Raw genomic sequence first — 12,969 nt, 5'->3', positions numbered from 1 at the left:
GGCTCGCAAGGGATTTAACCCTTGCCCACCGGGCATCGCCGGACTCAGATTGAGAAGTCCTCGCCGTGCCACACCCCGGCCTCGGGCGGGCGGATCACGCGGCCATTCTGCGGGCCGTCGTTCAACGCCTCCAGCTTGGCCACCCTGGTGAGCAAGGACTGCAGGCTGACACCCACCAGGTCGGGCATCATCGAGTCGTCGGGGGTACCCCGGCCGGCGCGGCTGATGACCTGTCCGGGCACCCCGATGACCACGGAGCCAGAAGGCACCGGCTTGACCACCACGGCGTTGGCGCCGATCCGGCTGTCGTCGCCGACCTTGATCGCGCCCAGGACCTTGGCGCCGGCGCCGATGATCACGCGGTCACCGACGGTCGGGTGCCGTTTGCCGGTTTCCGCGCCGCTGCCCCCGAGGGTGACGCCGTGATACAGGGTGACGTCCTCGCCCACCTCGGCTGTCTCCCCGATCACCACGCCGGTCGCGTGGTCGATGAAAAGGCCGGGGCCCAGGACGGCCCCCGGGTGGACGTCGACGCCGGTGAAGATGCGGGTGAACTCGCCGAGCGTCCGCGCGGCCAGCCGCGCGCCGCGGTTCCACAGCCAGTGGCTGATCCGGTGGCCCCAGATCGCGTGCACGCCCGGGTAGGCGAAGATGACCTGCAGCGTGGTCGGGGCGGCCGGATCGCGCTCCCTGGCCGCCCGGATGTCTCGCCGCATGGCTGCGAGCATGGTCAATCCGCCACGTCGGCGAACAGCGGTGTGCTCAGGTACCGCTCGCCGAAGTCGGGGAGGATGACGACGACGAGCTTGCCGGCGTTCTCCGGCCGGCGCGCCACCTGCAGGGCGGCCACCGCGGCCGCGCCCGAGGAGATGCCCACCAGCAGGCCCTCTTCCGCGGCCAGGCGCCGCGCCAGGTTGAGCGAATCCTCGTTGCCGACGGTGATGACCTCGTCGACCAGGTCCATGTCGAGGACCGGCGGGATGAACCCGGCGCCGATGCCCTGGATCGGGTGGGGTCCCTTCTGCCCGCCGGACAGCACGGGCGACGCGGCCGGCTCCACCGCGATGAACTGCGCCGACGGCTTGCGTTCCTTGATGACCTGGGCGACGCCGGTGATGGTGCCGCCGGTGCCGATCCCGGACACGAAGATGTCGACCTTGCCGTCGGTGTCGCGCCACACCTCCTCGGCGGTCGTCGCCCGGTGGATCGCCGGGTTCGCCGGGTTCTCGAACTGCTGGGGCACGAAATACCGCTGGTCGGTCTTGGCCAGCTCCTCGGCCTTGGCGATGGCGCCCGGCATGCCGTCCGGTCCGGGGGTGAGGACCAGTTCGGCGCCGTAGGCGCGCAGCAGCATCCGCCGCTCGATGCTCATGGTCTCCGGCATGGTCAGCACGCATCGGTAGCCGCGTGCCGCGCACACCATTGCCAGCGCGATGCCGGTATTTCCGCTCGTCGGCTCGAGGATGATCGTGTCGGGCTTGATCAGGCCGGCCTTTTCGGCCGCGTCCAGCATGGCCACCCCGATCCGGTCCTTCACGCTGTTTGCCGGGTTGAAGGATTCGAGCTTGGCGACGACGTCGGCGACGGCGCCTTCGGTGACCCGGCGCAGCCGCACCAGCGGCGTGTTTCCGATCAGCTGTGTGACGTCATCGGCGATGCTCATGAAGCTTCCTTAGCGGTCTCGGTTCAGGTCGGTACGCATTCGATCGCTCTTATCGTCCACATCCGGGGAAAGCGCGAGGTCTCGTTGAGCGTCGGAAGGCGTCAGGGACTCAACAACAACCACAACAACAAGAATCCACGGCGGGGCGGCGCGTAAGGACGAGGCGCGGCTGGGTGGCCTGTTGCATAGCCCCAACTATAGGACATCCCCCTAATGTGCCCGTTTGCTGCCGCATTCGGCAGCGAGGGCGGCGCAGCACGCCGGGGCCCTAGTCGTAGACGGGCGCCCACATCGTGTCGGCGACGGCTTGGGCGACGTCCGCATGCGTCTTCGTGGCAACCCCGTCCTCCACGGCGGCGTGATAGACGGCCTCGGCGACCGCCGTCGAGATCTGGCGCAGGTTCTGCACGTCGGGCAACAGGGAATCGCCGACGTTCGTCGGGCAGGCCTGGTGCACAATGGCTTTCGCCGCCGCCTGAAGCATGCCGGGGGTGACGGTCCGGGCTCGGGAGACGATGACGCCCAGCCCGATGCCCGGGAAGACCAGCACGTTGTTGGCCTGGCCGATGGTATAGGTGACGCCGTCGAATTCGACGGGGGCGACCGGGGTGCCGGTGGTGATCAGCGCCTTGCCGCTGGACCACTCCAGCAAGTCGGCCGGCATGGCCTCCATGCGGGAGGTCGGGTTGGATAGCGGGAAGATCATCGGGCGTTCGCAGGATGCGGTCATCGCGTCGACGACCTTCTGGGTGAACGCCCCGAATACCGTTGAGGAGCCCAGCAGGATGGTCGGCGACGCGAGCTTGATCGCGTCGACCAATCCCACCCGGTCGCCGGCACCCACCCCGAGTTGCCGACGGTTCTTGGCGTAGGGCACCTGAAAATCGCGAAGGTCGTCCATGTCGTCGAAGAGCAGGCCCTGCTTGTCGATCGGCCAGATCTGCGACGCCGCCTGATCGACCGTCGCGCCGTCGGCGACCATCGCGTCACGGATCTGATCCGCCACACCGATCCCCGCGGTGCCGGCTCCGAAAACGATCGTCTTCTGCTCGCGCAGCGGGATGCCTGTGACGTGGCATCCGCCGTACACGGCGGCGACCACCACCGCGCCGGTGCCCTGGATGTCGTCGTTGAAGATGCAGTACTCGTCGCCGTAGGTTTTCAGAATGTTCCGGGCGTTGAGCGGCCCGAAGTCTTCGAAATGCAGGATCGCGTGCGGAAACAGCCCGTGCGCGGTCTCGATGTAGCGCTTGATGAAGGCGTCGTACTCCTGGCCGCGGCGCCGGGCGTGGCGGTTGCCCAGGTAGAACGGGTCCTGCAACAGCTGTTCGTTGTCGGTGCCCACGTCGAGCGACACCGCGATGCAGCGGCGCGGATCGATCCCGCCGCCCGCGGTGTAGAGCGCAAGCTTGCCGACGGCGATCTGGATGCCACCGACGCCCCAGTCACCGATGCCAAGGATCGCCTCGGCGTCGGTGCACACGATCAGGTCGACATCGTCGGGTCCCAAGCCGAAAGTCTCGAAGGCCTCGGCGATCTCGTGCGGCTCGTCGATGCTCAGGAAGAGCCCGCGCTGCCCGCGGTATTCATCGGAGAAGCGTTGAATGGCTTCACCGACGGTGGGCGTGTACACCACGGGCATCAGCTCGGGCAGGTGGTCTTCCAGCACCTTGAAGTACAGCAGTTCGTGCCGGTAGTGCAGCTGCTCGAGAAGCAGGTTGCGGCCCAAATCCGTACCGAGGCTTTGCAGTTGATGCCAAACGCGGTCGGCCTGCTCGTCGAGGGTGAGCACCGCGGACGGGAGCCGGCCGGTCAGTCCCAGGCGTCGGCGCTGCTCGTGGGTGAATCCCACGCCGCGGTTCAGGCTCGGCGCGGCCAGCGCCGGTGGGATACGCGGCGTGTGGGGATCGCTCATCACAACACCGTAGCGCCGATCGCGGTGAACGCATCCTGAAGGAGGTTGCGGATTAAGAACTTTGCCTGGCCGCGCCCGTGCTGGTGTCGTCGCCGTTGGGAGTGGCGCCGGCAAGCACGACCAGACCGAGCACGATCAGGGTCCCCCCGATCGCGGTGTGTGCGTGCGGCGGCTCGCCGAGCACCATCACGGCGGTGACTGCTCCGGCGACGGGTTGCAGGCTCAACATCAGCCCGGCTCGTGAGGCGCTGACCGACGAGATGCTTCGGTTGAACGCGGCCATGGCCGCGATCGTAGAGCCGAGCACCGCGATGGCGGCAAGCAGATGCGCGGGTCCCGCAGTGGTGAAGTGGCTGCGCTGGGTGGCCCACGAAAGCGCCACGAAAGGACTGACGGCGAGGGTGGATCCGGCGAATTGCCAGGCGGTGAGACCGAGTGCCGCCATGGGGGAGCGGGCCGTGCGCCTTGACCAGATGACGTAGACCGCGCCGCACGCCACCGCCGCGATCACGAGGAGGTTCCCGATGGTTTGATCCCCGACGGCGTCCGTTTCTCCGGCGGTCAGCGATACCAGGCCGGTGCCGGCGAGGCCGAAAACCAGTGCGACGACGCCGGGTACGCCGAGACGCTCGCGCAGCACGAGCACCGCGAGCGCAACGGTCATGAGGGTCTCGGTCCCGAGCAGCAGCGATCCGCTCGTCGCGGTGGTGCGCGCCAGGCCCAGGTTCTCCAACAGCCAGGTCAGGCCCGGCAACATGACGCCTTGGGCCATCGCGCGCACGGCGCCACGGGTCTGGAGTTGGCCCGTGACGAGCGCGACGGGCATGAAGACGAGCGTTGCTCCGCCCAATTCGACGACCAGCATGTCGGCGGGGGTCAGGCCACGCAGCGCCAGCACGGTCAGCGCGCTGCCTATTCCAAACGCAACCGCGGCAGCGGCGACGCCGACCTCGCCGCGGTGCGCGAACCGCCACCCGACGGTGGCGCGACCCGCACAGGTCGGTGGGGTAGGCAACGCGGGTACCTCCTTGCCTGAGGTCTGGACTTTAAAGTACAGTAAATGTACTACAGAGTACAGACACTCAAAACGTTCAAACCGAGGAGCCGCAGATGTCGCGCATCACCACCGCCGAGTCGTCCACCTCGAGGCCCGATCAGCTGCAGGCGCGGGCGGCGATCAACCGAAACTGGGGGAGGGTGCCCAATCTCGGTGCGGTACTTGCGTTGTCGCTACCCATGACGCAAGCGGTGCTGGCTTTCGACGCCGCGCTCAGCGAAGGAGCCTTTTCGCGGGCGGTGGCTGAGCAGCTCGCGATCGCGGTGTCGCACGAGAACCGCTGCGCCTATTGCCTTGCGGCCCATAGCGCCGCGGCGCGCGCTTACGGGCTTGCTGCCGAGGACATTTCAGCCGCCCGCACGGCACACGCGTCCGATCCCAAGATCGCCGCCGCGCTGCGCTTTGTACAGCAGCTCGTCCGCGCCCGCGGACATCTCGACGAGGAGGACCTTGCCGCCGTGCGCGCCGCCGGCTGGCACGACGCCGACATCGTCGAACTTGTCGGTCACGCACTATCGACGACGCTGAGCAACTACCTGCACCATCTGAGCGAAGTGCCGGTCGACTACCCGCCCGTGGCCTTCGCGACACGTGACGCCTTGGCATGAGTCGTCAAGCGCCGCCGAGCTTTTGCAGGCGGAATCAACGCCGCGTCTGTCACCGTCTGCAGCGCGCGGCGCAAGGGTTCGACGTTACCGCCGACGTCGGCAAGCAGCAGTCCACCCTGATAAGCGGCAAGCAGACCGGCGGCGAGCACCGAAGGGTCGGTACCGGCCTGGAGTTCGCCGTTGTCTGCCACTCGGCGCAATCCCTCGGCAAAGATCTCTTCCCAGCGGGCGAACCCCGCCCGCAGCGCCGCGCGGGCGGCCACCGCGTCGGCGTCGAGCTGATACACCAAGGAGCCGATCGGGCAGCGGACGGGATCGGTCGGGGACGCCGATTGCCGGGTGGCGTCCTCGCACCAGGCGCGCACATCGTCGGCGGTTGACATCGTGTCGAAAGGGGGCTGGATCGCCGAGATCACCCGGTCCACTTGGTAACCGACCACATCGGTCACCAGGTCGGCCTTGTCGGCGAAGAAGTGGTACAGCTGACCGCGACCTACTCCCGCGGCGGCCCCGATCTCGTCGAGCGTCGTCGCGCGCACGCCCTGCCTGTCGAAAAGCAGGCATGCGGCTTCCAAAATGCGGCCTACCGTCGCCCGTCCCCGATCGGTTGTCGGTTTCGAAATCACCCGGCCATTGTATCAAACGGTACAGATACTGTACTATGAAGTACAGTCGCGCCAGGAAGGGACATGCCGTGAGCCTTGCCGTGGGGATGAGATTTCCCGTCAATATCGCCGTGGACACCACCGATGGGCCCCTGGCGTGGTCGACCCTGCTGTCCACCGGTCCGCTGGTGGTGGCCTTCCACCGGTTGTGGTGCCCGTTCTGCCAACAGGCCGCCCGCGAGCTCGCCTCGGTAAAGGACCAATTCGATGCCGCGGGGGCGCACGTCGTGCTCGTCTACCGCGAGGACGTCGACACGATTTCGCACGCGTGTACCGAGCGGGGCATACCCTTCCAGTGCGTCAGCGATTTCAACCGCGAGCTGGAGGCCGCCGCGGACGTCGAGCGCTTTTCGGCCGTCCGCTACGCCGTCTTCTCGCCCAGGAAATTGATCAACGCCCTGCGGTCGGGAAGCCGTGTGGGCAAGGCTAATTCGGGCTTCCTGCAGGGCCGCGGCACCTTCGTGGTCGACCGCGATGCGCGCGTCGTGTACGCGCATCAAAGCAGGACCGCGGCTGACATCGCGCCGATCGAGGAAATCCTGGCCGCGGTCGCATCCACCGCCCAGGCCGGCGCGCGTGATCGGTCCGGACGCTGACGAAATCGCGGGGCGGCGTTGAAATCCGCACGGCCCGGCGAGCGGACTTGGCCCGGGTCTTGGACTTGGCTACCGCGTTCTACCTCGAGGACGGATTCAACACGCCGGTTTCGGAGCTTCGCGACAATTTGGCCGTTCTGATCCGCACGCGCGCCGCGCGAGTCGCGATCGCCGGCCGGCAGCACGCGATCGTCGGCTTCGCCATCACCACCCTGAGTTTCGGGCTCGAGCAAGGCGCTGTTGCCGAACTCGAAGACCTGTTCGTCGAGCGGGATCATCGACAGGCGGGAGTCGCGACCGCTCTCATCGACGACAGCGCCGAGTGGGCCCGATCGCGCGGCTGCCGCACCCTCGAAGTCGTCGTCGCGCCCAACGGCAACAATGTCGCCGACCTGTTCGGCTATTACGCGCATCGAAGGTTCATCGACGAGGGCCGACGGCTCCTGGCCCGAAGCCTCGATCAGTCGCCCCGGCCAATCGGGAGGCGTTTGATGGGTTCCGCTATGTCGACGACACTGTCGGGTCGACGAAGATCGGTGGCCGCGCGGTTCACCCGGTGTGGCGGAGTGATCCTCCGTTGCGGCCTGATCGCTCCGCTGCTATGGATAGGCGCGGCGAAATTCACTGCCGCAGAGGCCAACAGCATCGTGCCGCTGGTCGCAAACCAACCGATGACGGGATGGATTTACGAGATGCTCGGCGTCCGGATGGTCTCGATGATGATCGGGGTCATCGAAATCGCCGCGGCCGTCCTCATCGCGCTCAAACCGCTTGTGCCGCGGGTGTCCGCGGTCGGCAGCGGAATGGCCATCGGTTTGTTCCTGTTTACGGTGAGCTTCCTGTTCACGACGCCGGGTGTGGTGGACGGTCAAACGGACGCGATTCCCGTCCTGACCGACACGGGCGCCTTCCTCATCAAAGACCTTGCCCTGCTGGGAGCGGCGGTGTGGACCCTGGGGGACGCCTTGGCCGCGAGCGATGCCCGGCGCGGCTGGACACGTATCGATTAGCGTTCGCCGCTACCGACCTGGGATGGCCTCGGCCGCGTCGGGGGCCCGGACCCCGTCTTCGGCGGTCTCACAGACGCAGGGCTGCGCGCCGTCGTGCGCCCACCGCGATAGCTGGCTGCCCTGTTTGCGCTTGACGTGCTGCACATAGACTTTGTCGCGCTGCAGGCGGGAGAACGCCATGTCCAGGTTGACGGGTAGCCCCGCCCAATCGACTTGGCCTGGCGCCGAGGCTCTGCCGTCGGGATGCAGCCGGCACCGCCGCGGGCAGACTTCCTTCATGAGCCGATCCGGCCCTTCACACTCCCGAGCCACGCTACGTCACTCCTTCGGGTGCGCGACCTAATGAGTGAATGGTGCGGCAGCGATGTTTCAGCGGCGGGTGTGCGACGTTTCCGTCGTATTACGGGTCAAGCGCCTAGTACACGTCGCGGTGGTAGCGCTTGTCGGCGCTCAGCGCTCGCACGTATTCCCGCGCCGCCTCCGGGTCGAGGTTGCCGTGTTGGGCGGCGATTTCGCAGAGCGCGCGGTCGACGTCCTTGGCCATCGGGTCGGCGTTGCCGCAGACGTACAGCTGCGCGCCGTCTTGCAGCCAGCGCCACAGCTGGTCCCCGCGCTGGCGCATCAGGTGCTGCACGTAGATCTTGTCGCGCTGGTCGCGCGAGAACGCCAGGTCCAGCTCGGTGAGCACCCCGTCGGCCCGCATCTGTTCGATCTCGTCGCGGTAGTAGTAGTCGGTGGCGGCGTGCTGTTCGCCGAAGAACAGCCAGTTCGGCGCGGTGTGGCCCAGCGCGCGGCGTTCCTGCAGGAAGCCGCGGAATGGTGCGATCCCGGTGCCCGGACCGATCATGATCATCGGGGTGTCCGGGTCGGCGGGGGGCCGGAAGTTGCTCGACGGCTGCAGATAGACGGCGACGCGATCGCCGGGGGAACGATCGGCGAGGTAGGTCGAACACACCCCGCGGCGGGGGACGCCCTGGAAGTTGTAGCGGACAGGCGAGACCGTCAGGTGAACTTCCCCCGGGCACTCTTTGGGGCTCGAGGAGATCGAGTACAGCCGCGGCTGAAGGCGTTTGAGGACCCGCAGCCACTCGTGAGCCGATGCGTAGACCGGCAGCTGCGCCAGCAGGTCCACCAACTGGCGTCCCCATGCCCAATTGCTCAGCTCGGCCTTGTTTTCCGGCCTCAGCAGTTCGGCCAGCTTCCGGTTGCCGGTGCGCTCCTGCACGAACCGCACCAAATCCCGGCTGATATGAGCGATCTCGATTCGCTCGGTGAGCGCGGAGCGCAACGACATCAAACCGTGCTCGCCGACCTCGACCGGGGTCTGCCCGTCCAGCCCGGTGACCGACAGCCATTCGTCGACGAGCCGGTCGCTGTTGCGGGGCCACACCCCGAGGGCGTCACCGGCCTCGTAGCTGATCGTGTCTTCGGGCACACGAAACACCAACTGCCGCACGTCCTTTGCCGACTCCGGCCGGCCCAGCTTGATGTTGCGGGCCATGTCGGTGATCAGGGGATGCTTCTTGGAGTAGCCGACGGCTTCGGGCACGTTGACGGGCCGGATCGGCGTGGCGACCGCGGAGGTGAGCGCCGCCGGCGTGCCGCCATCCCGGCCCACCGGCGCCGGCGTGCGGGCCAGCGCCTCGATGACCCCGCTCAACCACTTGGCGGCGCCGTCTTCGTAGTCGGGCTCGCAGTCGACCCGGTCGACGATGCGGGTGGCTCCCCGCTCGGCGAGCCGCTCGTCGAGCTTGCGGCCGTGACCGCAGAAGTCGTCGTAGTTGGAGTCGCCCAGCGCCAGCACCGCGTATCGGGTGTCGGTGAATTGCGGTGCGCCGTCGGACGTTAGCGCCCGCCACAGGCCGGTGCCGTTGTCCGGTGGGTCACCATCACCGGTGGTGCTGGTGATCAGCAGTAGTTCCCGCGTGGTCGGGAGCTGCGCCAGCGGGAAGTCGTCCATGGCGTGCAGCGCGACCGGCAGCGTGGCCTCGCGCAGTCGCGCGGCGACATCGGCGGCGAGTTCCTCGGCGTTTCCGGTCTGCGAGGCCCACAGCACCACGACGGCCGCCCGCTCGGGCGCTGGGTCGGGGGGATCGATCGGTGGTGGCGCGACGGCCGGGATCGGCGCCTCGGTGCGGGCGAACATGCCCGCGAGCAGGCCGTCGAGCCACAGCCGGGTGCTGGAATCGAAAGGGGCGTTCTGGGGCAGGGTGGGCACCCCGGCCGCGCGACGGCCGGCTTCCGAGCGCAGCCCGGTGACGAGGCCCGCCAGGTAGGAGCGGCCCAGCGGGCCGAACTGTGGCACCGGTTCGTTCGCCACGCCGACGAGTTCGGCGAAGGCGTCGACGCGGGACAGGCTGATCGCGTCGGACGGCTCGTCGGCCGCCGGCGGTGCGCCACTCGAATCGGGTTGTGCGACGGCGACCTTCGTCAGGGTCACCGCGCAGGCCTTGAACTCCGGTTGATGGGAGACCGGGTCGACGGCGTCGTTGGTGACGGCGTTGATCGAAAGGTACTCGCCGAAGACGTCGTTCCAGTGGAAGGGCGCAAAGCAGTCGCCGGGGCGGACCCGGTCGGTGATCACGGCGGGCAGCACGGCGCGGCCGCGGCGGGAGGCGATTTCGACCGGGTCGTCCGCACAGATCTGCAGCCGGGCCGCGTCGTCGGGATGAATTTCGACGAAGGGACCGGGGTTGAGCTTGTTGAGTTTGGCGACCTTCCCGGTCTTGGTCATCGTGTGCCATTGGTGTGGCAGGCGCCCGGTGTTGAGCAGGAATGGGAAGTCGTCGTCGGGCATTTCGTCGGGCAACAGGTGTGGGCGGGCGAAGAACACCGCGCGACCGGTCGCGGTGGGGAAGGCCAGCCGGGGTACGCTGCCGTCCTCGCGGACCAGCCGGTCCTGGCTGACGCCGTCGTTCAGGTAGCGGATGGGGTGGCGGTCGCCGGCGTCGTCGGGCGGGCACGGCCACTGCAGCGGTGACTCGTGCAGCCGAGGGTAACTGGCGCCGCGCAGGTCGTAGCCCGTCGCCGGGTTCCAGAATCGTTTGATCTCCTCGAACACTTCCTCCGCGGAGCCGTAGCTAAACGCCTCCGAAAACCCCATCGCGCAGGCGATTCGGGCGATGATCTGCCAGTCCGGCAGCGCTTGTCCCGGCGCCTCGACGGCCGGCTGGAACAGGGTCAGGTTCCGCTCGGAATTGACCATCACGCCTTCGGACTCCGACCACAAGGCGGCCGGAAACAACACGTCGGCGTACTCGTTGGTCTCGGTCTCCAAGAACGCGTCCTGGGCGATCACCAGTTCCGCGCTTTCGAGGCCGGCCAGCACCGTTCTCCGGTTCGCCACGGAGGCAACGGGATTGGTGCACACGATCCAGCAGGCCTTGATCTGCCCGTCGGCCATGCGGGAGAACATGTCGACGGTGCCGGTGCCGACCTCGGTGCGCAGCGTGCCGCGGGCAATGCCCCATTGGTCCTCGACGAATTCGCGGTCGGCGGCCGACGCCACCGAGCGCTGACCGGGTAGACCCGGCCCCATGTAGCCCATTTCGCGCCCGCCCATGGCGTTGGGCTGCCCGGTGAGCGAGAAGGGGCCGCTGCCGGGTTTGCAGATGGTGCCGGTCGCCAGGTGCAGGTTGCAAATCGCGTTGGTGTTCCAGGTGCCGTGCGTGCTCTGGTTGAGTCCCATCGTCCAGCAGCTCATGAAATTTTCGGCCTCGCCGATCCAGCGGGCCGCGGTGCGGATGTCTTCGGTTGGGATTCCGGTGATTTCGCCGACCCTGTCGGCGGTGTACTGGCCGAGGAAGCTCGGCATCACTTCCCAGCCTTCGGTGAATTCGGCGATGAATTCGGGATCGGTGTGCCCGTTTTGGACGATCAGGTGCAGCAGCCCGTTGAGCAGCGCGAGATCGGTCCCGGGCGCGAGTTGCAGGAACAGGTCGGCCTTCTCGGCGGTCGCGGTGCGGCGCGGGTCCACCACGATCAGCTTGGCGCCGGCCTTGACGCGATCCATCATGCGCAGGAACAGGATCGGGTGGCAGTCGGCCATGTTGGAGCCGATGACGAGGAACACGTCGGCCGCGTCGAAGTCCTGGTACGAGCCGGGCGGTCCGTCGGCGCCCAGGGACAGCTTGTATCCCGAGCCCGCGCTGGCCATGCACAGTCGCGAGTTCGATTCGATCTGGTTGGTTCCGATGAAGCCCTTGGTCAGCTTGTTCGCCAAATACTGCGCCTCGAGGGACATCTGGCCGGACACGTACATGGCGAAGGCGTCGGGGCCGTCCTGGTCGATGATCGCTCGCAGCTGCTTCGCGCACCGAGTTATCGCGTCGTCGATGTCGATCGGCTCGAGGGGCTCGCCGCGGTCGGGCCGCACCTGTGCCGATTCCAGCCGGCCCGGCGCGGCCAGCAGGTCGGCGGTGGTCGCGCCCTTGGTGCACAGCCGGCCGAAGTTGGCCGGGTGGCTTTTGTTTCCAACAGTTTTCGTAACGTGACGGCGGCCGCTCGCCGGGTCCGCTGTGACCTGGAACACCATTCCGCAACCGACACCGCAGTAGGCGCACATGCTCTGCACGGCGTCCGCGCGAACGCCATGGGGCTCTTTGGCCACGCCTACTTTCCTCCCCTCGAGCGCGCAAGGGCTTGACGCGCCAAATAGTGCGGCAACGATGTTTCGGCACCGGGCGTCCGATGTTTCCGCCGTTTTACGGCTTGCTTTCACCGGATCCGGACTGGCGTGTGAGGTCGCCGGAATACCGTGTAATCGCAGGTCAGCACCGATCCGCGACGCCGGCCAGAGTACCCTCGGGCCGCGGTGATTTGGCTCTCAGAATGGGGCTTCCGACGAAACAAATGGGACATTCACAGTTTTCGTTAAGCTCACGATGTGCGTCGCCCGCTTGTGATTCTGCTGCTTTTGTTGGTGTCGGCGTGCGGGGGAAATCCGACCGCACCGCCGGCATCGCGGGCCGACACGTGCAAGGACTCCGACGGTCCGACGGCCGACATGGTGCGGCAGGCCATCGCCTCGGTCCCGGTGGAGGTGCCGGGTTCGACCTGGGTCGAAATCGCGCGGGGGCACACCAAGAAGTGCCGCTTGTACTGGGTTCAGATCATCCCGACCATCGCCAGCGAGTCGACGCCGCAGCAGCTGCTGTTCTTCGACCACAACACTCCGCTGGGTTCGCCCACGCCGAACCCGAAGCCGTACATCACCGTGCTGCCGCCGTCCGACGACACGATCACCGTTCAGTACCAATGGCAGGTCGGCAAGGACGAACCCTGCTGTCCCAGCGGAATCGGGACCGTGAAGTTCCAGATCGGATCGGACGGCAAGCTGCAGGCGCTCGGCAAGATCCCGCACCAGTAGCGCTGGCGCACAAGCCGGCTCGCCGAACGTGGGGCCTACACACGAATTTGAGGCGGTTTGTGTACTTAGGGCCCACGTTCGGCGCGC

The 12,969-nt window shown here is 67.4% G+C and carries 11 protein-coding genes; 4 read left to right on the top strand and 7 right to left on the bottom strand.

Annotated features, from left to right (window positions below; genetic code table 11):
* Nucleotides 1–44 precede the first annotated feature (44 nt).
* From cysE to A5655_RS22060, 4 genes are all read right to left on the bottom strand, one after another.
* The gene (gene cysE / locus A5655_RS22075) at nucleotides 45–728 is read right to left on the bottom strand and encodes a serine O-acetyltransferase (protein WP_067013744.1); all 684 of its coding nucleotides are present in this window, start codon (nucleotides 726–728) and stop codon (nucleotides 45–47) included.
* A gap of 2 nt (nucleotides 729–730) precedes the next feature.
* Entirely contained in the window at nucleotides 731–1,663 is a 933-nt protein-coding gene (gene cysK, locus A5655_RS22070) for a cysteine synthase A (protein WP_067013743.1), read from the bottom strand.
* A 268-nt stretch (nucleotides 1,664–1,931) separates the two neighbouring features.
* Nucleotides 1,932–3,578: an NAD-dependent malic enzyme gene (locus tag A5655_RS22065; protein WP_067013741.1), complete on the bottom strand. Its 1,647-nt coding sequence runs from the start codon at nucleotides 3,576–3,578 to the stop codon at nucleotides 1,932–1,934.
* A gap of 52 nt (nucleotides 3,579–3,630) precedes the next feature.
* Complete coding sequence (locus A5655_RS22060) at nucleotides 3,631–4,593, bottom strand: DMT family transporter (RefSeq protein WP_067013739.1); 963 nt, start codon at nucleotides 4,591–4,593, stop codon at nucleotides 3,631–3,633.
* A gap of 95 nt (nucleotides 4,594–4,688) precedes the next feature.
* Here A5655_RS22060 and A5655_RS22055 point away from each other — a divergent pair, with 95 nt between their 5' ends.
* Entirely contained in the window at nucleotides 4,689–5,243 is a 555-nt protein-coding gene (locus A5655_RS22055; protein ID WP_067013737.1) for a carboxymuconolactone decarboxylase family protein, read from the top strand.
* Here the strand turns inward: A5655_RS22055 and A5655_RS22050 are convergent.
* On the bottom strand, nucleotides 5,201–5,869 hold the full coding sequence (locus tag A5655_RS22050) for a TetR/AcrR family transcriptional regulator (RefSeq protein WP_082978809.1): 669 nt from the start codon (nucleotides 5,867–5,869) through the stop codon (nucleotides 5,201–5,203). The two genes, A5655_RS22055 and A5655_RS22050, sit on opposite strands and share 43 nt — an antisense overlap.
* 68 nt (nucleotides 5,870–5,937) lie before the next feature.
* On the opposite strand from A5655_RS22050, the gene A5655_RS22045 reads away from it, so the two are divergent.
* Together A5655_RS22045 and A5655_RS28385 are read left to right on the top strand one after the other, a co-directional pair.
* Complete coding sequence (locus A5655_RS22045) at nucleotides 5,938–6,504, top strand: redoxin domain-containing protein (RefSeq protein ID WP_197508767.1); 567 nt, start codon at nucleotides 5,938–5,940, stop codon at nucleotides 6,502–6,504.
* A gap of 59 nt (nucleotides 6,505–6,563) precedes the next feature.
* A complete protein-coding gene (locus tag A5655_RS28385; protein WP_197508766.1) occupies nucleotides 6,564–7,514 on the top strand; it encodes a DUF417 family protein in 951 nt (316 codons plus the stop codon).
* Nucleotides 7,515–7,523: 9 nt separating this feature from the next.
* On the opposite strand, the gene A5655_RS28035 is transcribed toward A5655_RS28385, so the two are convergent.
* Together A5655_RS28035 and A5655_RS22030 are read right to left on the bottom strand one after the other, a co-directional pair.
* On the bottom strand, nucleotides 7,524–7,793 hold the full coding sequence (locus A5655_RS28035) for a hypothetical protein (protein WP_067013731.1): 270 nt from the start codon (nucleotides 7,791–7,793) through the stop codon (nucleotides 7,524–7,526).
* 136 nt (nucleotides 7,794–7,929) lie between these two features.
* A complete protein-coding gene (locus A5655_RS22030) occupies nucleotides 7,930–12,078 on the bottom strand; it encodes a bifunctional nitrate reductase/sulfite reductase flavoprotein subunit alpha (protein ID WP_067013729.1) in 4,149 nt (1,382 codons plus the stop codon).
* A 336-nt stretch (nucleotides 12,079–12,414) separates the two neighbouring features.
* Between A5655_RS22030 and A5655_RS22025 the strand changes: the two genes are divergently transcribed.
* Entirely contained in the window at nucleotides 12,415–12,882 is a 468-nt protein-coding gene (locus A5655_RS22025; RefSeq protein ID WP_067013727.1) for an LppP/LprE family lipoprotein, read from the top strand.
* Nucleotides 12,883–12,969 lie beyond the last annotated feature (87 nt).

The organism is Mycobacterium sp. 1081908.1 (genome assembly GCF_001673535.1).
In the GTDB taxonomy this organism is placed as follows: Bacteria; Actinomycetota; Actinomycetes; order Mycobacteriales; family Mycobacteriaceae; genus Mycobacterium.
The sequence above is the reverse complement of the archived record's forward strand: the minus strand, read 5'-3'. Positions and strand labels throughout refer to the sequence as shown.

What these genes read in the sequence shown, in the direction of transcription:
- cysE (WP_067013744.1), bottom strand. Translation starts at nt 728, where the DNA reads ATGCTCGCAGCCATGCGGCGAGACATCCGGGCGGCCAGGGAGCGCGAT.
- cysK (WP_067013743.1), bottom strand. Translation starts at nt 1,663, where the DNA reads ATGAGCATCGCCGATGACGTCACACAGCTGATCGGAAACACGCCGCTG.
- A5655_RS22065 (WP_067013741.1), bottom strand. Translation starts at nt 3,578, where the DNA reads ATGAGCGATCCCCACACGCCGCGTATCCCACCGGCGCTGGCCGCGCCG.
- A5655_RS22055 (WP_067013737.1), top strand. Translation starts at nt 4,689, where the DNA reads ATGTCGCGCATCACCACCGCCGAGTCGTCCACCTCGAGGCCCGATCAG.
- A5655_RS28035 (WP_067013731.1), bottom strand. Translation starts at nt 7,793, where the DNA reads ATGAAGGAAGTCTGCCCGCGGCGGTGCCGGCTGCATCCCGACGGCAGA.
- A5655_RS22030 (WP_067013729.1), bottom strand. Translation starts at nt 12,078, where the DNA reads ATGTGCGCCTACTGCGGTGTCGGTTGCGGAATGGTGTTCCAGGTCACA.